Below are 22,128 nucleotides of genomic sequence, written 5' to 3' on the forward strand. Positions count from 1 at the left end.
CCCGTGCCATGACGACCGATAGCCCCGTTGCCGCCCAGACGCTGTTCGCTGCCTATGCCGGCGTGATCGATGCCGCGCTCGATGCCCTTGTCGCCAAGGGCGCGCTGCCCGCCGGCCTGCCGCGCGGCGCCGTCACGTGCGAGCCGCCGCGCGATGCCGCGCATGGCGATCTGGCCACCAATGCGGCGATGGTCCTGGCCAAGCCCGCCGGCACCAACCCGCGCGCGCTGGCCGCGCTCCTGGTAGACGAACTGGCCGCCCATCCGCGTGTCGTCAGCGCCGAGATCGCCGGTCCGGGCTTCATCAACCTGCGCCTGTCCGATGCCGCGTGGACCGACGAGCTGGCCCTGATCGGCCAGGCCGCAAACAGCTATGGCCGCTCTACGCTGGGCGGTGGCAGCACGGTGAACGTCGAATATGTCTCGGCCAATCCCACCGGGCCGATGCACATGGGCCATTGCCGCGGCGCGGTGGTGGGCGATGCCCTCGCGGCCCTGCTCGAATTTGCCGGGCATAAGGTGATCAAGGAATATTACGTCAACGATGCCGGCGCACAGGTCGATGTGCTCGCCCGCTCGGCGCACGTGCGCTATCGCGAGGCGCTGGGCGAAGATGTTGGCGGCATTCCCGAAGGCCTCTATCCGGGTGAATACCTGATCCCGCTGGGCCAGGCGCTCGCGGCCGAATTCGGCGATCGCTATGTCGCCGCGCCCGAAAGCGAATGGCTGGTGCTGTTCCGCCAAAAGGCGGTGGCCGCGATGCTGGTGATGATCAAGGAAGACCTCGCCAAGCTGGGCATCGTCCACGATCTCTTCTCGTCCGAGGCGGAACTGCAGGCCGCTGGCAAGCCCGAGGCGGCCGAAGCCTGGCTGCGCGCGCACGATCTGGTCTATGACGGCCATCTCGAAGCGCCCAAGGGCAAGACACCCGAAGACTGGGAACCGGTCGAACTGCCGCTGTTCCGCTCCACGCGGTTTGGCGATGACCAGGATCGGCCGATCAAGAAGTCTGACGGCAGTTGGACCTATTTCGGCGCAGACCTCGCCTATCACTTCCAGAAGGCGGAAACCGCCGACGCGCTGGTGGATATCTGGGGCGCCGACCATGCCGGCACGGTCAAGCGGATCAAGGCCGCCGTCGCCGCGCTGACCGGGGCAGAAGGCGCGAGCCCCAAGCCGTTCGAAGTCAAGCTGGTGCAGATGGTGCAGCTGCTGCGCGATGGCCAGCCGGTCAAGATGTCGAAGCGCGCGGGCAATTTCGTGACGCTGGCCGACGTGGTCGAGGAAGTGGGCAAGGACGTGGTGCGTTTCACCATGCTGACCCGCAAGCCCGACGCGCAGATGGACTTTGACTTTGCCAAGGTGGTGGAAGCCTCCAAGGACAACCCGGTGTTCTATGTGCAATATGCCCATGCCCGGATTTCCTCCACCCTTCGCAAGGGCGCCGAACTGGGCTGGGCGCCCAGCGCTGCCCATCTCGCGCTGCTGGGCCAGGAAGAACTCGCCGTGATCAAGCAGGCCGCGCAGTTCCCGCGCATGGTGGAAGGCGCCGCAGTTGCGCGCGAGCCGCATCGCATCGCGTTTTTCCTCTATGATCTGGCTGCCGCGTTCCACGCCTATTGGAACGTAGGCAACGACAAGCCTGAAAAGCGCTTCATTGTGGCACAGGATCAAGCCCTGACCGAGGCGCGGCTTTTCCTGGCCGCGCAAATCGGGCAGGTATTGAAGAACGGGCTGGCCATCTTGGGGGTTGAGGCCGCGCAGGAGCTTTGAAGGCAATGGTGAACGGGGATCAGCACGACAACGCCGCGATCGGCGAAAATGGCCAGGGCGTCGGCGCGCAGGCGCTGGACCTGGGCAGCGAAGAACGCCTGCCCTGGCTGGAAAGCGCCGACGATGTCGATCTGGAAGAAGAAGGCCCGGACAATGGGCGCCTGATCGGCTTTGGCGTGCTGGCGCTGATCCTGCTCGCCGCGATCGTCGGGGCGATCTTTTGGGCCACGCACCGCAACGCCGCCCCGGCCGCCGCCGATGGCAGCCTGATCGAGGCGAGCAAGGAACCCTACAAGGTTGCGCCCAAGGATCCGGGCGGCAAGACGTTCCAGGGCACTGGCGATTCCAGCTTCAAGGTCAGCGAAGGCGAACGCCCGACTGCGGCCCTTGCTGCCAAGGACGCGCCGGCGCCCGCGGTCAGCCCATCCGCCACGGCCAAGCCGGCAGACAAGCCCGCTGAAAAGGCCGCGCCTGCCCCGGCACCGGTCAGCGGCGTTGGCGTGCAGGTTGGGGCGTTTTCGAGTCAGGCCCTGGCCGAAGCCGGGTGGAACAAGCTGGTTGTCGCGCACGAAAGCCTCAAGGGCGTCAACCATCGCATCATCGCCGGCAAGGCCGATATCGGCACGGTCTATCGCCTCCAGGCGGTGCCCGGCGACGCGAGCGCTGCCAATTCGTTGTGCAACACGCTGCAGGGCGAAGGAGTGAAGTGCCAGGTCAAGCACTGATCGGCCTGCCAGCCTGACCCCGGATGGCTTCATTCGGGGGTGCGAAAAAGCGGATGGGGCGGCAAGGCCTGCGTGGCTTGTCAAAGGCGCCGAATTGCGGGAAAGCTTCCCCGATGCTTCCAGCCATTTTCGGCCTTTCCGGCCCCGTTCTCACCGCCGACGAGCGCGCCTTTTTCCAGGACGCCGATCCTGCCGGCTACATCCTGTTCGGCCGCAACGTGGAATCACGCGAACAGCTGCGCGCCTTGACCGATTCGCTGCGTGACCTGCACGGGCGCGACCGGCTGCTGATCTCGATCGACCAGGAAGGCGGCCGCGTCGCGCGGATGAAGCCGCCGGTCTGGGCTCCCTATCCCGCTGGCGAGGCGTTCGACCGGCTCTATGACGTGGCGCCCGCGAGCGCGATCGAGGCGGCGCGCGCCAATGCGCAAGCCTTGGGCATCGATCTGGCCGAAGCTGGCATCAGCGTGGATTGCCTGCCGCTGCTCGATGTGCGCCAGCCCGGCGCGCATGACGTGATCGGCGATCGCGCCCTGGGCAAGGAACCGCAGCGCGTGGCCGCGCTGGGCCGTGCCACGCTCGATGGCCTGGCGCGCGCCGGGGTGATGGGCGTGATCAAGCATATGCCCGGCCACGGCCGCGCCATGGCCGACAGTCACAAGGAACTGCCCACAGTCACGGCCGGGGAAGACGAACTGGCCGCGGATCTCGCCCCGTTCCAGGCCCTGTCTGGCGCCGCCATCGGCATGACCGGGCACATCCGCTTCACCGCGTGGGACGCCGATCTGCCGGCCACGCTTTCTCCCTTCGTGATCGAAGAGGTGATCCGCCGCCGCATCGGCTTTGACGGGCTGCTGCTGACCGACGATCTCGACATGGCGGCGCTTGAAGGCACTGTGCCGGAACGCGCGGCGCGCGCGCAGGCCGCCGGGTGTGACATTGCGCTCAATTGCTGGGCCAGGATGCCCGACATGATCGGCATCGCGCAATCCCTGGCGCCGATGAGCGCCCAGACTGCCGCGCGGCTGGACCGCGCCCTGGCGCCTACCGCTGCCGCCGCCGTCCCGCGCGACGCGGCCTTGCAGGCAGAGCTTTTCGCTCGGCGCGACACGCTGCTGGCCCTGGCCTGATCCGGCATGGCCGAGGGGGCAGAGCCGCAGGACGACGCGCTGTGGGACGGGCTGCCCCCGGCTGTGGCGACCGGCGATGCGCTCTATCTCGATCTCGATGGCTGGGAAGGGCCGCTCGACCTGCTGCTCGATCTGGCGCGGCGGCAAAAAGTTGATCTGCGGCGGATTTCGATCCTCGAACTGGTCGATCAATACCTTGGCTATATTGACCGGGCCGAGGCGCTGAAGCTGGAACTGGCGGCCGATTACCTGGTGATGGCCGCTTGGCTCGCCTATCTCAAATCGCTGCTGCTGTTGCCGCGCGATCCCGATATGCAGCCCAGCCCGGAAGAAATGGCGCTGCGCCTGCAACTGCGCCTGCAGCGGCTGGGCGCCATGCGCGAGGCGGGCGCCCGGCTGATGGCGCGCGATCGGCTGGGGCGCGACGTGTTCACGCGCGGCGCGCCGGAAGGGATTACCCTGGCCCGCCGGTCGCTGTGGCAGGCCGATCTGTTTGGCCTGATCCAGGCCTATGGCCAGATCCAGCACCGCAACCGGCCGGTGGTGCACATGGTGCGCGAGCGTCCGGTCATGACGCTGGACGCCGCGCTCGCCCGCATCTCCGCGCTGCTCGGCACCAGCCTGGAATGGCGCGATCTGCGCGCCTTCCTGCCGCCAATGGCGATCAACGGCGCGGCCGATCGGCAATTGGCGCGATCGGCCCTGGCGTCGAGTTTTCTGGCGGCGCTGGAACTGGCCAAGCAAGGGCGGGTGGAACTGGTCCAGGACGAATGCTTTGGCCCGCTGTTGATCCGGCCGCTGCAGGGCGCCAGGCCATGAGCGCGCCCGACGATCTGGTACGCGCGGTGGAAGGCACGCTGTTTGCCGCGCAGGAACCCCTGCGTGCTGATGAGATTTCGCGCCATCTGGGCGGGGCAGACGTGCGCGCGGCGCTGGCCCTGCTGGCAGAGCACTATGCCCCGCGCGGGGTGCATCTGGTGGAGCGCGGCGGGCGCTGGCATTTCCAGACCGCGCCCGATCTGGCGCATCTGCTGCGGCGGGAAAAGGAAGAAGTGCGCCGCCTGTCGCGCGCGGCGACCGAGGCCCTGGCGATCATCGCCTATCACGAGCCGGTCAGCCGGGCCGAGATCGAGGCGATCCGCGGCGTGCAGACCGCCAAGGGCACGCTCGATGTGTTGATGGAAGCGGGCTGGGTGCGCATGGCCGGTCGGCGCGAGGTGCCGGGCCGCCCCACCATCTATGCCACCACGCCGCAGTTCCTCAGCCATTTCGGTCTTGCCAGCCGGGCAGATCTGCCTGGCATTGGCGAGTTGCGCGCTGCCGGCTTGCTCGATCCGGTGGACGAAGCCTATGCCGTGCTCACCGGCAACCGGGAGGAGGCCGGGCCAGAGGATGCCGACGCGCCAGACGAACCCGGCGAGGCGGACTAAACGACAAGAATCGGCTTTGCCCGCTGGCGAAGTGCGGGAACATCCCCTATCTGGGCAGGCAAAGGAGAATTTGAAATGGGTGGCCTTTCTCTACCGCACCTGATCATTCTGGCGCTGGTCGTGCTGATTTTGTTCGGGCGTGGCCGCATTTCCGAAATGATGGGTGATTTCGGCAAGGGTATCAAAAGCTTCAAGCAGGGCATGAACGAGGAAGCCAATCCTCCGGTCACGCCGCCGCCGGCCCAGATCCAGCAGACCCCGCCGGTTCCTCCCGTTGCGCCGCAAGCGCCGGTTCACCCCGCGCCGGTCCAGCAGCCGGGCGATCACCCGCAGGGGCCGCAGGCCTGATCGGCCCGATAACGCAGGGCTGACCATCGATGTTCGATATTGCGCCGTCCGAATTGCTGCTGGTCGTCATCGTGGCGATCGTGGTGATCGGGCCCAAGGATCTGCCGCTCGCACTGCGCACCGCCGGCCGTTGGATCGGCAAGATGCGCCGTGTTTCCAACCACTTTCGCGCCGGCATCGAAACCATGATCCGCGAGGCGGAACTGGCTGACATGGAAAAGAAGTGGCAGGAGCAGAACGCGCAGATCATGGCGCAAAGCGCGGCGGCGAGCGCGGCGGAAACGCCCCATGCCGCCACCGCCGAAGCGCCGGCTCATCCGGTCGATCCGGTGCTGGCGCCCCACGCGCCGACCGATCCCGCGCCGCTTCCGCCGCCGCCTGAAAAGTTGCTGCCGGTGGAAAGCAGGGGCGAGCGTCCGCGCGGTCCGCAGCCGGCCGATGAAGGCCATGCGGCAGTGGCGCCTGCCGTTCACCCCCATACCGAGCCGGGCCAACCGTGATCCAGATACGCGATATCGATGACACCCAGGCCCCGCTGCTCGATCACCTGATCGAGCTGCGCACCCGCCTGTTGCGCTGTGTCTATGCCTTGGCGCTGACCTCGGCGATCAGCTATTATTTTGTCGACGCCATCCTGGCGATCCTGGTCCATCCGCTCAGCCTGGCATTTCCGGCCGGGCATGGCCGGCTGATCTATACCAAGCTCTATTCGGCGTTCTTCGTGAACCTGAAAGTGGCGCTGTTTTCCGGTTTCCTGCTCAGCTTCCCGGTGGTGGCGAACCAGCTGTGGGCGTTTGTCGCGCCTGGGCTCTATGCCCGGGAAAAGCGCGCGTTCCTGCCGTTCCTGATCGCCACGCCGATCCTGTTCGGCATGGGTGCCAGTTTGGCCTATTTCGTGGTCATGCCCACGGCGTTCAAATGGTTCGTCGGGTTCCAGGGCAACAAAGGCGGTCTGCAACTCGAAGCATTGCCGGGGATCGAGGAGTATCTCGCGCTGGTGATGCAGTTCATCCTGGCGTTCGGCGTGTCGTTCCTGCTGCCGGTGCTGCTCATGCTGCTCAACCGCGCGGGCATCGTCAGCCGTGATGCGCTGGTCAAGGCGCGGCGCTATGTGATCGTCGGCATCGTGGCGCTAGCTGCGCTGATCACCCCGCCTGATGTGGTGTCGCAGCTGATGCTGGCGATCCCCTTGCTGATCCTGTTCGAAGGCACGCTGATCGTCATGCGTTTCGTTGAAAAGGCCGATGCCGAGGAAAAGGCCCGCCTGGCCGCCGAAGAAGCTGCGGCAGAAGCGGCCCAGGCGGCGGCTGATGCGGCCGCTGCGGCCCGGCAGGCCAGCGGCAACCCCACGCAGTTGCTGCCCTGATCGGCTATGCGGTGGGGGCCATCACTGGCCCCCACCGCCTGCGCAGTCTTGAGGGAAATTGCATGCGCGGCGGGATTTTTCCGCTGCCCGCATGGCCGTGCCTGGGTGCGAGGGGAGAACACCGTCAGGGCTTGGCAACGCAGCGCCGGGATGAGGGGGGAACCCGGCGCCTTCCGCGTCGGGCCATCTAACGGCTCTCAGCCTTTTTGGTTTCCATCCTTTTTGGCGGCGCCGTTTTCGGTATCGTCCGGCCACACCTTGCCGCCACCCACCCAGGTTTCGCGCACGCGGGTGTGGCGGATGGCATCGGGCGTGGCGGTCAGCGGATCGGTATCGACCAGGACGAAATCGGCGCGCAGGCCCGGTGCCAGGCGGCCAAAGCGGCCTTCGGCAAAGCCGGCATAGGCGCCGCCGGTGGTATACGCGGCCAGCGCCTGGGCCGGGGTCACCTTTTCCTGCGGCTGCCAGCCACCCGCCGGTTGCCCATCGGGGCCTTCGCGGCTGATCGCGGCGGCCATTCCGGCAAAGGGATCGGGCGCTTCCACCGGCGCATCCGAACCGAACGCGAGCCGCGCGCCTGCCTTGGCGATCGATTGCCAGGCATAGGCCCCGGCCAGCCGCTGCGGGCCAAGGCGTGCTTCGGCCATCACACGATCGGATGTTTCATGCACCGGCTGCATCGACGCGATCACGCCATTGCGGCCAAAGCGGGCGATATCGGCCGGATCGACGATCTGGGCATGTTCCACTCGCCAGCGGCGATCACCCTTGTAGGTGGCGGAAAGATCCTCGATGCTGGACAGCACGGCGGCATTGGCCGCGTCGCCGATGGCATGGACGGCCACCTGGAACCCGTCCATCGCCGCGCGGCTCATCAGGTTGCCAAGCTGGGTATCGGTCATGCGCGGCAATCCGCGCGTGTTGGGCGCATCGGCATAGGGCGCCTTCAGCCAGGCCCCGCGCGAGCCCAGCGCGCCATCCATGAACAGCTTGACCCCACCCAGGCGCAGCCGGTCGGCGTAGAGCCACGGCGTCGGCTCACCCCCGGCGATCAGGGCCATCTGATCGGTGCCCATGGCATAGGCCATGATCCGCACATAGAGCTGGTTCTTGTCACCGGCGCGGCGGAAAGCCTGCCAGTCTTCGATGCTGGTGCCCATGTCGGCCACGGCCGTCACGCCGCGCTGGAACAGGATCGCTTGCGCCTTGGCCAGCGCGGCATCGCGATCGGCCGCGCGCGGGGCAGGCAGGCGCGGCGTCAACAGGCCCATCGCCGCATCGACCAGCACGCCGGCGGGCGTGCCATCGGGGCGGCGATCGATCGCGCCGCCATCGGGCGCCTTGGCGGCGGCGGTGATTCCGGCGGCCTTGAGCGCGGCACTGTTGGCCCAGCCGGCGTGGCCATCGACCCGCTCCAGCCAGACCGGTCGATCACCCACCACCGAATCGAGCTCGGCCGCCGTGGGATAGCGGCTGTGCCCGCTGCCATCCTTCAGGCCCCATTGCTCTTGGTTCCAGCCCCGCCCGGTGATCCAGGTGCGATCGGGATGCTGCGCGGCATAGGCGCGGATCGCGTCGAGCGCCTCGGCCAGCGTGCGGGTTGACGACAGGTCGAGCGTAAGGGCAGCCAGGCCCAGTTCCATCACGTGGACGTGCGCGTCGATCAGGCCGGGCAGAATCACCTGGCCCTTGCCATCGATGTGATAGCCAAAGCCCTTCTTGGGCAGCTTGTCGCCAGGGTGAAAGACCTGGCGGATCACGCCGGAGCGATCGAACAGCAGGCCGATGACCTGTTCGGGCTGGCCATCGGCGCCGATCGTTTCGCCATGGACATTGTCCACCAGCGTATCGGTGGATGGAGCCTGCGCGGCATGCCCGGCAACCGGCAGGGCTGCGCCGGCAAGCAGGGCAGCGATGAGGGCGGGGCGGGCCGCCGGACGCAGGCTGATCATGCCGGCTTCTGGCCACGCAGCGGCAGGCGGCGAATCAGCGCGCTGGTATCCTGGCGGCCGGCGCCCAGGGCCTGCACTTCGGCATAGAACTGGTCGATCAGGGCGGTGGTGGGCACGCTGGCGCCCAGGCCGCGCGCTTCCTCGATCGCCAGGCCCAGGTCCTTGCGCATCCAGTCGACGGCAAAGCCGAAATCAAAGGAATCGGCGGCCATGGTGTCCCAGCGGTTGTCCATCTGCCACGATTGCGCGGCGCCGCCGGAAATCGCCTCGAACACCTTGGCAAGATCGAGATGCGCGGCCTGGGCAAAGCGCATGGCTTCGGAAAGGCCGGCGATCGTGGCGGCCAGGCACATCTGGTTGACCATCTTGGTGGTTTGCCCCGCGCCCGATTTGCCCACGTGGACCACGCGCTTGGCATAGGCCGACAGGATCGGCCGCGCTGCTGCGATCGCCTTGTCGCTGCCGCCGCACATGATCGACAGGGTGCCGCTTTCCGCGCCGGATTGGCCGCCGGTAACCGGCGCATCCACACACAGGATTTCCTTGTCGCGGCCTTCCACGGCAATCTGCCGGGCGATGCGCGCCGAAACCGTGGTGTGGTCGATCAGCACGGCGCCGGGGCGCAGCGTGGCAAAGGCGCCCTGCGGGCTGAGCACCACATCGGCGAGGTCATCATCGTTGCCCACGCAGGTGATCACCGCATCGGCGCCGTCGGCCGCTTCGGCCGGGCTGGCGGCAACGCGCGTGGCCAGGCCCGGATTGGCGGCCATCCAGACCTCGCGCCGGGCATCGCTGCGGTTGAAGATGGTCAGGCGGTGGCCGGCCTGGCCCAGATGGCGGGCGATCGGCCCGCCCATGGTGCCAAGGCCGATGCATGCGATGGTGAGTGGTTCGGTCATGCCCGCTGTTTAGCCGCTTTGCGCCGGTGTGCCAGCCCTCCCTTGGGGCGCATCGCGGGATGCGGAAACGGTTTCTTTGCTGCCCCCTTTGCATTAGGGGGTGGCTCACTATGGAAAACCTTGTCCACAAGCTCGCCCAACAGCCGGCGCATGCCCTGCTGTCCCTTGCCGACGTTCACGCGGCGGCCGGGCGAATTATGGGCAAGGTGGTGCGCACCCCCACGCTGCATAGCCAGACGCTGAGCCGGATCACCGGCGCAGAAATCTATCTCAAGTTCGAAAACCTGCAATTCACCGCCGCCTACAAGGAGCGCGGCGCGCTCAATGCCCTTCTCCTGCTGACCGAAGAACAGCGTTCGCGCGGGGTGATCGCGGCCTCTGCCGGCAACCATGCCCAGGGCCTGTCGTATCACGGCACGCGGCTTGGCGTGCCGGTCACGATCGTGATGCCGCGCACCACGCCGGCGGTTAAGATCATGCAGACCGAAAGCGTCGGCGGCAACGTCGTGCTCGAAGGCGAAACCTTCGACGAAGCCTATGCCCATGCTCGCCTGCTGGAGGCGGAGCGCGGGCTGACGTTCGTGCATCCGTTCGATGATCCCGCCGTCGCGGCCGGGCAGGGCACCGTGGCGCTCGAAATGCTCACCGACGTTCCCGAGATCGACATGCTGGCCGTGCCGATCGGTGGGGGCGGGCTGCTTACCGGCATGGGCACCGCCGCGCGCGCGATGAAGCCGGGCATCGGCTTGGTCGGTGTGCAGGCAAAGCTGTTTCCCTCGATGTACGACAAGCTCAAGCATCAGAGCCTGCCGTGTGGCGGGGATACCCTGGCCGAAGGCATCGCCGTCAAGGAGCCAGGGGCGTTCACCTCGGCCGTGCTGGCGACGCTGGTGGACGATATCGTGCTGGTCGATGAAGCCGCGCTCGAATCCGCCGTCGCGCTGCTGCTGCAGATCGAAAAGACCGTGGTCGAAGGGGCGGGCGCTGCTGGCCTTGCCGCCGTGATCGCCAACCGCGCCATGTTCGAAGGGCGCAAGGTGGGCATCGTGCTGACCGGGGGCAACATCGACACCCGCCTGCTCGCCAACGTGCTGCTGCGCGATCTGGCGCGTTCGGGCCGGCTCGGGCGGCTGCGCATCGTGTTGCAGGATCGTCCTGGCGCACTCTACAGCGTGGTGGAAGAGTTCAACCGCCACCAGGTCAACATCCTGGAGGTGTGGCACCAGCGCATCTTCACCTCGCTGCCGGCCAAGGGCCTGACCGCCGAGATCGAGTGCGAAGCGCGCAACCGCGAGCAGATCGATCTCCTGGTGCGCGCGCTGCGCAACCGTGGCTATGACGTGACCCAGGTGGAACTGGCGTGACGAGCTGATCCGTTAACCCGTGCCGGGCAGGGTGTCCTGCCATGGCACGGGATCGCGCGGCGGCATGGAAATACACTCCGAAATGACCGGGCAGGCTTGTCGGCGGAGCGGATTTCGTGGTTAACATGCTTTAACCCAGGGCCATGCCGGGGCACGGTGATGGGCACGACGCGCGCCGGATGGGCCGGCCAGCGACAAGGAACTGCTCTGGCTGTGACTGCGCCTGTCCGTTTTCCCCGCTTTTTCGTCACCAGCCCGGCGCCTTGCCCCTATCTGCCCGATCGGCAGGAGCGGAAGGTGTTTACCGAGCTGAAGGGGCCGGGCGCCGAAGAACTCAACGACGCGTTGAGCCGGATCGGTTTTCGTCGCAGCCAGACCGTGGCCTATCGTCCTTCATGCATTGAATGCACCGCGTGCGTTTCGGTGCGGGTGGTGGCGGGCGCGTTCCGCCCTTCGGCCACGCAACGCCGCGATCTGCGTCGCAACGGCGATCTGGTTGTCACCGCATGCAAACCGTGGTCCACTGCGGAACAATTCGACCTCTTGCGGCGTTACCTCGCTGCCCGTCATCCGGGTGGCGGCATGGCGACCATGGACGAAATCGATTTCGCGGACATGGTGGAACATACGTCGGTGAAAAGTTATGTGATTGAATACAGGGAGCCCACTGCCGATGGCAGCCCGGGCAAACTGGTGGGGGCCTGCCTGACCGATCAGCAGGGTGATGGGCTCTCGATGGTCTACAGTTTTTACGATCCACATCACGAAACGCGCGGCGGGCTTGGAAACTTCATCATTCTCGATCACATCCTCCACGCACAGAGGATCGGCCTGCCCTACGTCTACCTCGGCTATTGGGTCGAGGGATCGGCCCGGATGCAGTACAAGGTTCGCTATCGCCCGATGGAGCGATTGGGCCGGGATGGCTGGCACGCCTTTGAGCCCGATGCCCAGGCAGATGCGATTGACCGTCTTGGCCGCAGCGATGGGGGCAATGCCATGCCGGCCAAGCCTGAACTGGCGTCCCAGCCGGTGGGCCACGGCGCGGCAAGGGTGGTCGGCACTGGCCTGGCCGAAGGTTTCCCTCCGCTCTGACATCTTCTGCCTGTCAGGCCTGGCGCGGGCTCTGGCCACGCTTGGGCTGGGCCTGGGTGCAACGCTCGGTCCGCTGCCGGCGCTGGGCCAGTCGCGCAATGCCGATCCCGCGCTCGAGGCGCTGATCCCGGATTCGGCGATCGACAACCCGCAGGCATGGGCGCGCGATACCGATGCGGCGCACACCACCGTGCCGGATGTTTCCACGCTGATCAGCCCCGATCCGCTGCCGGCCCTGCCGCCCATGCCGGGCATCACCCTGGAATGGCCGGACAAGGCCGATCTCCCCGCGATCGAGCCGCTTAGCCCCGATCCCGACATTGCCGATGCCCAGGAACAGGCCAAGGCCGCCGGCGTGGCGCTGGAAACCGATGATTCGGCACAAGGGCTGCGCATCGCCAACGCAACGCTGGTGCATGTGGCCAACCAGGTAGAGCTGGCGTTCCCGCCTGATGTCACGCTGCCCGATCGCGATGCCATCGTTGCCCGCTTCAAGGGGCTGTCCGCGCTCGCCACGCTCAAGGACGATGAAGACAACCTGGCGCAGTTGACCCGGCGCGCCAAGAGTGACGCTGATCTGCTGCAACAGATACTGCGCGTCTATGGCTATTACGATCCCGACGTGATCCAGACGATCGAGCGCCCGACGACCACGCCCGTAGCGGCTGGAACGGCCGGCGCTGCAACCGGTGCGGGTGCTGCCCCGGCCAAGGCGGAAACCGCTGAAGAGGCGCGGGCGCGGCGCCAGGCGAGCCTGGCCAAGGCCGTGGTACGGTTCGATATCCAGCCCGGCCCGCAATACCGTTTTGCCCATATCGCGCTGGGCGATATCCAGGCCGCCAGCGATGCCCAGGATCTGCGCGCCGCGTTCCACCTCAATGTTGGCGATCCGATCAATTCCGACAAGATCCTGACAGAAAAGGACAGCCTCAACAAGGAAATGGGCGAGCGCGGCTATGCCTTTGCCACCGTGGGCGAACCCGATCTGGTAATCGACCACGAACCGCGCACCGGCGATCTCAACCTGCCGGTCACCACTGGCGGCAAGTATCGCTTTGGCCACGTCAACAGCAACCTGCCGGCCTATCTCAGCTCCCGCCACCTGGAACGCATCGCCCGCTTCCGCCCCGGCGACATGTACCAGCGCAGCGACATGGACGACCTGCGCGAGGGCATCCTTGCCACCAGCCTGGTGTCCACCGCCACGGTCAAGGCCCGCGAAGTGACCCCGCCCACCAACGGCCAGCCGGGCGTGGTCGACGTGGATGTTGATCTGACCAAGGCGCCGCAGCGCACGCTGGCGGGCCTGATCGGTTATTCCAGCGGGGAAGGCGCGCGGCTGGAAGGCAGCTGGGAACACCGCAACTTCTTCCCGCCCGAAGGGATGATCCGTTTCCGCGGCGTGCTCGGCACGCAGGAGCAACTCGCCGGCTTCACGTTCCGCCGCAACAATTTCCACGAGCGCGACCAGGTCCTCACGGCCGATCTCTATGCCCAGACGATCCAGGTTCGCGCCTATGACGCCAATACGCTGTCGGCAACGGCCAGCCTGGAAAAGCAATCCACGCTGATCTTCCAGAAGCCGTGGACCTATTCGTTCGGCATCCAGCTGATCGGCACGCAGGAAACGACCAGCACCACGCCGCGCACCACCTATTTCATCGCCGCACTGCCGTTGCGCGGCGCCTATGATGCCAGCGACAACTTGCTCGATCCCACCAAGGGCTGGCGCCTGTCGCTGCGCGTTTCGCCGGAACTTTCCACCACCGATGGCACCAAGTCGAGCTATGTCAAAACTCAGATCGACGCGAGCGTGTACCAGCACATCAGCAGCCGGGTGATCCTGGCGGCGCGGACGCGGCTGGGGGCCATCGTCGGCACGCAGGTTGACAACATCGCGCCGTCGCGGCGGTTCTACGCCGGTGGCGGCGCGTCGGTGCGTGGGTATTCCTATCAGCGGGTGGGGCCGCTCGATGCCACCGGAGAGCCGACTGGCGGCCGCTCGCTGACTGAATTCTCGCTGGAAGCGCGGGTCAAGACCGGGCTGTTCGGTGGGGCCGTGGGCCTGGTGCCGTTCGTTGACGCGGGCACCGTGGGTACCAACGCCACGCCCACTCTCACCGGCCTGCGCCTGGGCGCCGGGTTGGGCCTGCGTTATCAGACCAACTTCGGCCCGATCCGTATCGACGTGGGCACGCCCATCAATCCGCGCCCGGGCGATAGCCGCCTGGGTGTCTATATCGCGCTGGGGCAAGCTTTCTGATGGTGCAGGAAACGGAAGATACCGGCCCGGCCGGCGCGCCCGCGCCTGCCCCTGTTCCGCCCCGCGCCACGCCGCGCCAGCCCGGCTTTGCCGCGCGCTGGGCCAGGCGCCTGGCCACTGGCCTGCTGCTCTTGGCAGCGGGTCTTGGCGTGCTGTTTCTGATCCTCGATTCGGCGATCGGGCATCGCTTCGTCATCGATCGCATTGCCCAGGTCACGCCGGGCTCGGGCCTGCGCGTCAAGATCGGGCGGATCGATGGCTCGCTGTTCGGCGCCTCCACCCTGCGCGATGTGGTGATCAGCGATCCGCACGGCCGCTTCATGACCGTGCCCGAGGTAGAGCTGGACTGGCGCCCGCTGTCGTGGCTGCACAGTGGCCTCGATATCCGCACGCTGGTGTTCCACCACGGCACTTTGTGGCGCACGCCCAAGATGAACCCGGGCGATCCCAACGCGCCGATCCTGCCCGATTTCAACATCCGCATCGATCGCTTTGCGCTGGATGACCTGACGATCGCCAAGGGCATCGTCGGCGATCGCCGCCATATCGACGTGCAGGCGCGTACCGATATCCGCAATGGCCGTGCGCTGGTCGATGTGACCGGCAAGCTCGGCGGGCGCGATCGCCTGGTGCTGCATCTCGATAGCCAGCCCGATCGCGACCGCTTCGAGCTGGGTGGCATCTACGATGCGCCGCGCGATGGCCTGCTGGCCGGGCTTTCCGGCCTGCGCCGCGATGTGCACCTGCGCGTGGCCGGGCGTGGCAGCTTTGCCGATTGGCATGGATTTGGCTGGGCGCAGCAGAATGGCAAGACCATGGCGGCCTTCCTGCTCGACAATCGCAGTGGCACCTATCGCCTGGCTGGCCAGCTGTTTCCGGCTGACCTGCTCAAGGGCAGCGCGGCGGCCGCAGCCGGTGGCAAGGTTTCGCTGCTTTATCAGGGCACCTTTGCGCAAAGCCACGCGCAGGGCACGGCTTTTGCCGTCACGCCCACGCTGCGTGCGATGGCCCAGGGCGGCCTTGATCTGGCCAATAATCGGGCCGAGGCGATCGCCGTCAAGGCGCAGGTGCTGCGTCCGGAAAAGCTGCTGGTCAATCCTCAAGCCGATGGCGTGGCGCTGACCGGCACGCTCGATGGCGCATTCACCGATCTGTCGTTCCAGCACGTCCTGACGATCCGCAATCTGCGCTCGGGCCAGATCACTGCACAGGGCCTGCGCACCGCTGGCACCGCGCGCTGGGATGGCAAGGCACTGGTCCTGCCGCTCGATGTAACGGCGCAGGTTCTGCGCAGCGGCCAGGCGATGGTCGATCAGCATCTGTCGGGCGCGCGGCTGCAAGGCAGCCTGGTCTTGCGCGGCAATGCGCTCTCGGCCGATCCGCTGGCGCTGCATCTCAAGGGCCTCGATGCGCGGCTGACGCTGCGTGGCGATATCGCGCGCGGCGGCTATGCTCTGGCCGGGCCGATTGTGGCGCGCGGCTTTGCCGTGCCCGATGTCGGCATGCTCGATGGCACGGCCAAGGTCTTGATCAAGGTGGGTGACAACCTGCCATGGTCGATCCAGGCCAATGCTGCGGGGCGCCTCTCGCGCCTCAGCAACGCCACCCTGGCCAATCTCGCCGGCGGTGACGTGCGCTTTACCGGCAGCGCGCGCATGGGCGGCAATATCCCGCTCACGCTGCGCAAGGTGGCGGTCAACGCGCCCAAGCTGACGCTGACCATGGATGGCCAGGTCGGCCAGGACGGCACTGCCAGCGTGGTCGGCCAGGGCCGCTCCACCGATTACGGCCCATTCACCGTCGACGCGCGCATGGCCAAGGATGGCCCGCATGCGGAACTGGTCTTTGCCAGCCCGCTGCCGGCCGCTGGCCTCAAAGACGTACGCGTGGGCATCAGCCCGATCGCCGATGGGCTGGGCATTACCGCGCAAGGCCAGTCGCGCCTGGGGCCGTTCAACGGTTCGATGGGGTTGTTCTCGCCAAAGGACGGGCCAACCCGGTTGCAGATCCAGTTCCTGCGCGTGTGGCAAACCGACGTGAGCGGCGGTGTCACGCTGGGCAGCGGTGGGGTAACTGGCGATCTCGCGCTCAAGGGCGGGGGGCTTGACGGCACGATCCACCTCGCGCCGCAAGATGGCGGGCAAATGGTCAAAGCGCTGATCCTGGCGCGCAACGCCAAGTTTGGGGGCGACACGCCGCTGGCCATCGGCAATGCCAAGATCGACGTGGACGGCCTGTTCGCCAAGGGCAACAGCACGCTGACCGCCAACGTCACGGCGCAGGGGCTTGCGGCTGGCAAGGTGTTCATCGGCCGCATGGCGGCCAGCGCGGCGCTGGTCAACGGCTCGGGCAGCGTCACCGCGTCCATCGCCGGGCGCCGCGGCACGCAATTTGCGCTGCAGGGCACTGCCGCTTTCGAGCCGGACAAGATCGTCGCCTATGTCGCGGGCAACTATGCCGGCCGCACGGTCGACATGCCGCGCCGCATGGTGATGGAGCGCGAGGGCGAGGGCTGGAAGCTCAATCCCACCCAAGTTACTTTTGGTCGCGGTATCGTCATCGCCGAAGGCCATGTGCTGGGCGGACCCACCAAGATCGACCTCAAGGTCGCGCGGATGCCGCTGTCCGTGCTGGATATCGCCGTGGCCGACCTTGGCCTGGGCGGCCTGGCATCGGGCCTGATCGATTACAGCGACGATGGCACCGGCGCGCCGCAAGGGCACGTGGCGATCCAGGTGCGCAACTTCTCGCGCTCGGGCCTGGTGCTTACCTCGCAACCGGTCGATCTCTATCTGATTGGTCAACTCGATGCTGCGTCGTTGCAGACGCGCGCGGTGGTCAAGGATCAGGGCGCGGTGCGCGGACGCTTGCAGGCGGCGATCGCCGATCTGCCGCGTGGCGGCACCCTGGCCGAACGCCTGCGCGGCGGGAAGCTCAACGCCCAGGTGCGCTACAGCGGGCCGGCCGAATCGCTCTGGCGATTGGCGGGGGTGGAAGCGTTCGACTTTACCGGCCCCCTGGGCGCAGTGGCCAATATTACAGGCACGATCGATGCCCCGCTGCTGTCCGGCGCCTTGGCGGCCAAAGGCCTGCGCGTGCGCTCTTCGCTGATCGGAGCCGATATCCAGAATGTCGAGGCTGCGGGCAGCTTCGATGCCTCGCACCTGGCGTTGCAGCACTTTGCCGGCACCACCAGCAATGGCGGCAAGGTGGAAGGCAGCGGCACGATCGACCTCTCGGCCATCGCCACCAAGGGCGTGGGCATCGACCTGCGCCTGGCGGCCAACAACGCCCAGTTGATCCGGCGCGACGATATGTCGGCAACGGTCACTGGGCCGTTGCGGGTGATCAGCACCGGCAATGGCGGTACCATTGCCGGGCGCGTGCGGATCGACCAGGCCAGCTGGGCGCTGGGCAAGGCCAGTGCCGCGGCCGATCTGCCGACGATCAAGACGCGTGAAATCAACGCCCCGGCCGATGCCGCCCCGGCCAAGGTGCCTTCGGCGCCATGGCAGTTCATGATCGATGCCGTCGCCGCCAATCGCGTGGCCGTGCGCGGCATGGGCCTCGACAGCGAATGGGGCGCCGACATTCACTTGCGCGGCACCACTGCCGCGCCCGAGATCACCGGCACCGCCGAAGTGATCCGGGGGGCCTATGAATTTGCCGGCAAGCGCTTTGACCTGACGCGCGGCAAGATCCGCTTTACCGGCTCCACGCCGATCGATCCGCAGCTCGATATCGTCGCCACGGGCGATGCCAACGGGGTGACGGCCACGATCAGCATCACCGGCACGGCGGCGCATACCTCCATCGCGTTCAGCTCAACCCCGGCGCTGCCCGAGGAAGAATTGCTCAGCCGCTTGCTGTTCGGCACGTCGATCACCCAGATTTCCGCGCCAGAAGCGGTGCAGCTGGCCTCGGCGCTGGCCAGCCTGCGCGGCGGCGGGGGCGGCGATCCGATCAACAAGGTGCGCAGCGCCATCGGGCTCGATCGCCTGCGCATCGTTGGCGCTGATGCCACCACCGGTCGCGGCACGTCGATCGCAGTGGGCAAGTACCTGGGCCGCCGGTTCTACCTGGAACTGGTGACCGACGGGCGCGGCTACAACGCCACCTCGATCGAATTCCGCATTACCCGCTGGCTGGCCCTGCTCGCCACGATCTCCACGATCGGGGACGAACAGATCAGCGTCAAAGCGAGCAAGGACTATTGAGGCGAAGGTCCGGCGCCCGCGCATGTGGGCGCCGGACCACCGGCTTCACGGTAAAGGAGATGGTGCCGAGTGCTCAGCGCGTGATGGCGGCGGGGCGCAGGCGGCGGGTGGCGATGCCCTGGACCCAGGCCAGCAAGGCCACGCGCTTGCGCACCAGCACATAGGCCGCCCCAGCCACGGCGGCGCCCACCACCATGTCGACCAGGTAATGCGATCCCTCGATCGGGGTGGCGGCCAACAGCACGAGGTTGAGCGGCACGATCAGCGGGCGCAGGTGCGCGATCCGCCAGGAAAAGGTGATGAACAGCAGGCCGCACACGGTGTGGAAGCTGGGCGCGGAAACCAGGCCAGTGACCGAAGACAGCTCGATTCCGGCCAGGCGATGGGCGCGCAGAGCGGCGATCACCGTGCCCTGGTCCAGCCCGTTGCTGGGCGCATAGGGCACCGCGCCGTGCCACAGGTGCGATAGCGCGCCGCGTGCCGGGAACAGCGGAAACAGCACCAGCGTGATGACCGCAGCCAGCCAGAAGGTGAGCAGGAACTCGCGCGCCTTGTCGCGCTCTCTCTTCCAGCTGTGCCAGATCAGAATGGCCCAGGGGTACAGGAACACGGCGTTATAGGCCGCCGATCCGGTATATTGCAGCACCGGATGGCGCACCACCAGGGCATAGAGGCCGAGCCAGTCGAAATGCAGTGCCTCGTCCCACCGTTGCAGGGCATCGTCACAGAACCCGCGCGAAATCGCTGCCACCTGATAGCTGGCCACCGCGCCAAGCACGCCGATCGCGATCAGGATCAGGCCATATTCGCTGAGGTTGCGCAGCCGGGCCTGCAACGGCGTGGTGGCGCGGGCACAGTGGCGCCAGGTGGCCAAGAACAGGGCGACAATCAGGGCCAGCACCGCGAAGGACGGGCTCGCCACCACGACTGGAAGGCGATTGCCCACCATCATGGCCATGACGACCAGCGCCGAACCGCCGACCAGTGCCCACAGGCAGCGATCGACCGGCGGCGCGGCGCGTACGGGCGCCAACGATGTTTCAGGCGTCATCGGCTGGAAAGGGTGGGCCGTGCCGCTGGGTGGTGGAACGGGCATCGGGCGCGGCCGCGAAGGACCAGGGTGTGGCGGCGGCGCAAGAGACCGGGGCTGGACAGCATCATCACAAGGTTCTCGTTCGATCTGCGGGCGCATCAGGCCTGGTCCCTTGTGGTCTGTCGCGCCGCAGGTGAGAGAAACGCGATGGGCGCTGTCGCCAAGCTGAACCGGGCGGGCGTTTGCCCCAGAATGTCGCCATCGGCCTGGATCGGCACGGCGCCTTGCCCCGTCACCGTGACGGTCTGCGCCGAAAATCGCTGCCAGGCCGGATCGGCAAAGCGCGGGCTGACCATGGCCGCCAGGGCCAGCCGGGCAATGTCGCGCCGGCGGGCGCGCGGCAGCAGCAGCACGCGAAATTCGCGGCAACGCAAGTCTGCCTGGGGATCGAGAGTCCACGGCCCGGCATAGAAGCGGCCCTTGAGCACGAAAACGGCTTCGGCGCAGTGGGCTGCGCCGTCGATCGTCACCGCCAGGGCCTGGCGAGGCCAGCGCCAGAGCTGGGCAATCAGCGCCAGGCCATAGGCGGCGCGGCCCCACCGCCGCTTGGCCTCAGGCGTCACCCGCGCCACCACGGCGCTGTCTGGCCCGACCGAGGCGCAGCAAAGGAAGGCCGCGCCATCGAGCAGCCCATGATATTGCAGGGCAGGGGCATCATGCTGCGCCAGTGCCGCCACCAGCCCTGCCGGATCGGTGCCGCAGCCGGTTTCACGGGCGATAAGGTTTACCGTCCCGGCCGGTAGCAAGGCGTGGCGCACGGCTGGCGCGGGCGTGATGCGTGGCGCGTGCAGTTCGGCTTCCACCACCAGCCGCGCGGTGCCATCGCCGCCGACGATGCACACGACATCGGCGCGGTGGCGCTGCGGCGCGCCGGCATAGTCAAGGCTGTCGACCAGGCGCGTGGAGTGGCCGGCGGCGGTCAACGCGGCGCGCCAACGTTCCAGCGTGCGCGCGCAAAAATTCCCGGCATGGGGATTGTAGACCAGCGCGACAGACGGCACTGGAGCAGGAGAGGGGGCAACAGGCAGGGCGGAAAGCAAAGGCGCCAGGGCTTGTCTTGCCAGGGCGCGATCAGCCATCGGCCGTCCCGCCGTCCCGGCCAAGCCATCGATATACGCGCAACAACCCCAACCTCCAATCGTCCCCGGCGCGGGGCAATAGCTGTTTGACGCTGGTATAACAACGCCGATTGCGCCCGCATTGGGCCAGGTAGGTCCCGCTTCCGCACGAAACTGGGTGCTCGCGTGCTCATGGGCAGGCTGCTGGAGACAAACAGCGCGCTGTGCGCAAAAGCAAGTTCTGGCGGATATGGAGGGTGCTCTGCCCGCGCCGGTTGGCTTCATGGACAGCAAATCTGGCTGGGGCGGCAGGATTCGAACCTGCGAATGCCGGTACCAAAAACCGGTGCCTTACCACTTGGCGACGCCCCAGCAGAGCGCGCGCTTATAGCGGGCCAATCGTGAATGGGAAGGGGGTAGCTGGGGATAACTTGGCGATGCCTGCGCCCCTCCCAAAGGGGAGGGGGCAGGTGCCGCGGACCAGTGTCAGGGCGGTCAGAAACCCTTGACGATGCCCATGAGCTTTTCGGGCGGCAGGCTGTCGAAATCGGCAGGGCTGTGGCGCTCGGCGATCCCCTTGGCGCTGTTCACCAGGCGCCCGCGCAGCACGGCGGGGCGCTGGTCGATCTCGCCCACCCAGCGGCCGACGTGCTCGTATTCGTGCATCGAAAGGAACGTGGCCGCATCGCCATAGGCTTCGCCGCGATAGAGATTGCCCATCCAGGTATAGGCGGCAATGTCGGCAATCGTGTAGTCCGCGCCGCCCAGGTAGCGGCTTTCCGCCAGGCGGCGGTTGGCCACGTCGAACAGGCGCTTGGTTTCCATGGCATAGCGATCGATCGCATATTCGATCTTGATCGGGGCATAGTTGTAGAAGTGGCCAAAGCCGCCGCCCATGAACGGGGCAGAGCCGATCTGCCAGAACAGCCACGACAGGCATTCCGCCCGCGCCGGGTTTTGCGTGGGCAGGAACTTGCCGAACTTTTCGGCCAGATGCATCAGGATCGCGCCGGATTCGAACACGCGGAACGGGGTGGCGCCGCTGTGATCGACCAGCGCGGGAATCTTGGAATTGGGGTTGATATCGACAAAGCCCGATGAAAACTGGTCACCTTCAAAGATCTTGATCAGCCAGGCATCGTATTCGGCTTCGGCGATGCCGGCTTCCAGCAGCTCTTCCAGCATGATCGTGGCCTTCTGGCCATTGGGCGTGCCCAGCGAATAGAGTTGGAACGGGTGCTCGCCCACCGGCAAATCCTTGTCGTGGGTGGGGCCGGCCGTGGGGCGGTTGACGCTGGCAAAAGCACCACCGTTGGCCTTGTCCCAGGTCCAGACCTTGGGCGGCGTATATTCTTCGGACATGGTCGTTCCTCTGCAACGGAAGTTTGTTAGGTTGCCTATCATTCTGACGAGGCG

General features: G+C 66.9%; 17 protein-coding genes and 1 tRNA gene. 12 read left to right on the top strand and 6 right to left on the bottom strand.

The window, feature by feature from the left end; genetic code table 11:
- Positions 1 to 8 precede the first annotated feature (8 nt).
- From argS to tatC, 8 genes are all read left to right on the top strand, one after another.
- Positions 9 to 1,772: an arginine--tRNA ligase gene (argS, locus tag ABIC78_RS16570; protein WP_354490871.1), complete on the top strand. Its 1,764-nt coding sequence runs from the start codon at positions 9 to 11 to the stop codon at positions 1,770 to 1,772.
- A gap of 5 nt (positions 1,773 to 1,777) precedes the next feature.
- Complete coding sequence (locus ABIC78_RS16575; protein WP_354490873.1) at positions 1,778 to 2,497, top strand: SPOR domain-containing protein; 720 nt, start codon at positions 1,778 to 1,780, stop codon at positions 2,495 to 2,497.
- A 113-nt stretch (positions 2,498 to 2,610) separates the two neighbouring features.
- Entirely contained in the window at positions 2,611 to 3,627 is a 1,017-nt protein-coding gene (nagZ, locus tag ABIC78_RS16580) for a beta-N-acetylhexosaminidase (protein ID WP_354490875.1), read from the top strand.
- A gap of 6 nt (positions 3,628 to 3,633) precedes the next feature.
- Complete coding sequence (locus ABIC78_RS16585; RefSeq protein WP_107717118.1) at positions 3,634 to 4,446, top strand: segregation and condensation protein A; 813 nt, start codon at positions 3,634 to 3,636, stop codon at positions 4,444 to 4,446.
- Complete coding sequence (scpB, locus tag ABIC78_RS16590) at positions 4,443 to 5,057, top strand: SMC-Scp complex subunit ScpB (RefSeq protein ID WP_354490877.1); 615 nt, start codon at positions 4,443 to 4,445, stop codon at positions 5,055 to 5,057. The genes ABIC78_RS16585 and scpB overlap by 4 nt, the downstream gene beginning before the upstream one ends.
- 75 nt (positions 5,058 to 5,132) lie before the next feature.
- Entirely contained in the window at positions 5,133 to 5,405 is a 273-nt protein-coding gene (locus ABIC78_RS16595; protein WP_022676853.1) for a Sec-independent protein translocase subunit TatA, read from the top strand.
- 29 nt (positions 5,406 to 5,434) lie between these two features.
- On the top strand, positions 5,435 to 5,905 hold the full coding sequence (gene tatB / locus ABIC78_RS16600; RefSeq protein WP_022676854.1) for a Sec-independent protein translocase protein TatB: 471 nt from the start codon (positions 5,435 to 5,437) through the stop codon (positions 5,903 to 5,905).
- Entirely contained in the window at positions 5,902 to 6,771 is an 870-nt protein-coding gene (gene tatC, locus ABIC78_RS16605) for a twin-arginine translocase subunit TatC (RefSeq protein ID WP_354490880.1), read from the top strand. The genes tatB and tatC overlap by 4 nt, the downstream gene beginning before the upstream one ends.
- Positions 6,772 to 6,968: 197 nt before the next feature.
- Here tatC and ABIC78_RS16610 read toward each other — a convergent pair whose 3' ends face one another.
- Both ABIC78_RS16610 and ABIC78_RS16615 read right to left on the bottom strand, forming a co-directional pair.
- A complete protein-coding gene (locus tag ABIC78_RS16610) occupies positions 6,969 to 8,723 on the bottom strand; it encodes an amidohydrolase (RefSeq protein ID WP_354490882.1) in 1,755 nt (584 codons plus the stop codon).
- On the bottom strand, positions 8,720 to 9,622 hold the full coding sequence (locus ABIC78_RS16615; protein ID WP_107717122.1) for an NAD(P)-dependent oxidoreductase: 903 nt from the start codon (positions 9,620 to 9,622) through the stop codon (positions 8,720 to 8,722). Before ABIC78_RS16615 ends, ABIC78_RS16610 begins: the two co-directional genes overlap by 4 nt.
- A 110-nt stretch (positions 9,623 to 9,732) precedes the next feature.
- Between ABIC78_RS16615 and ABIC78_RS16620 the strand changes: the two genes are divergently transcribed.
- The 4 genes from ABIC78_RS16620 to ABIC78_RS16635 all read left to right on the top strand — a co-directional run bounded on the left by ABIC78_RS16620 (position 9,733) and on the right by ABIC78_RS16635 (position 18,561).
- Complete coding sequence (locus ABIC78_RS16620) at positions 9,733 to 10,986, top strand: threonine ammonia-lyase (RefSeq protein ID WP_022677647.1); 1,254 nt, start codon at positions 9,733 to 9,735, stop codon at positions 10,984 to 10,986.
- Between the two features lie 213 nt (positions 10,987 to 11,199).
- Complete coding sequence (locus ABIC78_RS16625; protein WP_082350178.1) at positions 11,200 to 12,081, top strand: arginyltransferase; 882 nt, start codon at positions 11,200 to 11,202, stop codon at positions 12,079 to 12,081.
- Positions 11,981 to 14,344: an autotransporter assembly complex protein TamA gene (locus tag ABIC78_RS16630; protein WP_354490885.1), complete on the top strand. Its 2,364-nt coding sequence runs from the start codon at positions 11,981 to 11,983 to the stop codon at positions 14,342 to 14,344. Before ABIC78_RS16625 ends, ABIC78_RS16630 begins: the two co-directional genes overlap by 101 nt.
- Complete coding sequence (locus ABIC78_RS16635; protein ID WP_354490887.1) at positions 14,344 to 18,561, top strand: translocation/assembly module TamB domain-containing protein; 4,218 nt, start codon at positions 14,344 to 14,346, stop codon at positions 18,559 to 18,561. The genes ABIC78_RS16630 and ABIC78_RS16635 overlap by 1 nt, the downstream gene beginning before the upstream one ends.
- 73 nt (positions 18,562 to 18,634) lie before the next feature.
- On the opposite strand, the gene ABIC78_RS16640 is transcribed toward ABIC78_RS16635, so the two are convergent.
- The 4 genes from ABIC78_RS16640 to yghU form a co-directional block, all read right to left on the bottom strand.
- Positions 18,635 to 19,594, bottom strand: coding sequence for a phosphatase PAP2 family protein (locus ABIC78_RS16640; RefSeq protein WP_354490889.1), 960 nt, complete (start codon positions 19,592 to 19,594; stop codon positions 18,635 to 18,637).
- A 158-nt stretch (positions 19,595 to 19,752) separates the two neighbouring features.
- Entirely contained in the window at positions 19,753 to 20,733 is a 981-nt protein-coding gene (locus ABIC78_RS16645; RefSeq protein ID WP_309805546.1) for a diacylglycerol/lipid kinase family protein, read from the bottom strand.
- Positions 20,734 to 21,009: 276 nt separating this feature from the next.
- Positions 21,010 to 21,084: transfer RNA gene (locus tag ABIC78_RS16650), tRNA-Gln, on the bottom strand.
- 123 nt (positions 21,085 to 21,207) lie between these two features.
- The gene (yghU, locus tag ABIC78_RS16655) at positions 21,208 to 22,074 is read right to left on the bottom strand and encodes a glutathione-dependent disulfide-bond oxidoreductase (RefSeq protein WP_169049268.1); all 867 of its coding nucleotides are present in this window, start codon (positions 22,072 to 22,074) and stop codon (positions 21,208 to 21,210) included.
- Positions 22,075 to 22,128 lie beyond the last annotated feature (54 nt).

The organism is Novosphingobium sp. 1529, assembly GCF_040544855.1.
GTDB lineage: Bacteria > Pseudomonadota > Alphaproteobacteria > Sphingomonadales > Sphingomonadaceae > Novosphingobium > Novosphingobium capsulatum.

Bases quoted from the DNA above. Each gene is read 5' to 3' on its own strand.
- argS (WP_354490871.1), top strand. From the start codon at position 9: ATGACGACCGATAGCCCCGTTGCCGCCCAGACGCTGTTCGCTGCCTAT.
- ABIC78_RS16575 (WP_354490873.1), top strand. From the start codon at position 1,778: ATGGTGAACGGGGATCAGCACGACAACGCCGCGATCGGCGAAAATGGC.
- nagZ (WP_354490875.1), top strand. From the start codon at position 2,611: ATGCTTCCAGCCATTTTCGGCCTTTCCGGCCCCGTTCTCACCGCCGAC.
- ABIC78_RS16585 (WP_107717118.1), top strand. From the start codon at position 3,634: ATGGCCGAGGGGGCAGAGCCGCAGGACGACGCGCTGTGGGACGGGCTG.
- scpB (WP_354490877.1), top strand. From the start codon at position 4,443: ATGAGCGCGCCCGACGATCTGGTACGCGCGGTGGAAGGCACGCTGTTT.
- ABIC78_RS16595 (WP_022676853.1), top strand. From the start codon at position 5,133: ATGGGTGGCCTTTCTCTACCGCACCTGATCATTCTGGCGCTGGTCGTG.
- tatB (WP_022676854.1), top strand. From the start codon at position 5,435: ATGTTCGATATTGCGCCGTCCGAATTGCTGCTGGTCGTCATCGTGGCG.
- ABIC78_RS16610 (WP_354490882.1), bottom strand. From the start codon at position 8,723: ATGATCAGCCTGCGTCCGGCGGCCCGCCCCGCCCTCATCGCTGCCCTG.
- ABIC78_RS16615 (WP_107717122.1), bottom strand. From the start codon at position 9,622: ATGACCGAACCACTCACCATCGCATGCATCGGCCTTGGCACCATGGGC.
- ABIC78_RS16620 (WP_022677647.1), top strand. From the start codon at position 9,733: ATGGAAAACCTTGTCCACAAGCTCGCCCAACAGCCGGCGCATGCCCTG.
- ABIC78_RS16630 (WP_354490885.1), top strand. From the start codon at position 11,981: ATGCCATGCCGGCCAAGCCTGAACTGGCGTCCCAGCCGGTGGGCCACG.
- ABIC78_RS16635 (WP_354490887.1), top strand. From the start codon at position 14,344: ATGGTGCAGGAAACGGAAGATACCGGCCCGGCCGGCGCGCCCGCGCCT.
- ABIC78_RS16645 (WP_309805546.1), bottom strand. From the start codon at position 20,733: ATGGCTGATCGCGCCCTGGCAAGACAAGCCCTGGCGCCTTTGCTTTCC.
- yghU (WP_169049268.1), bottom strand. From the start codon at position 22,074: ATGTCCGAAGAATATACGCCGCCCAAGGTCTGGACCTGGGACAAGGCC.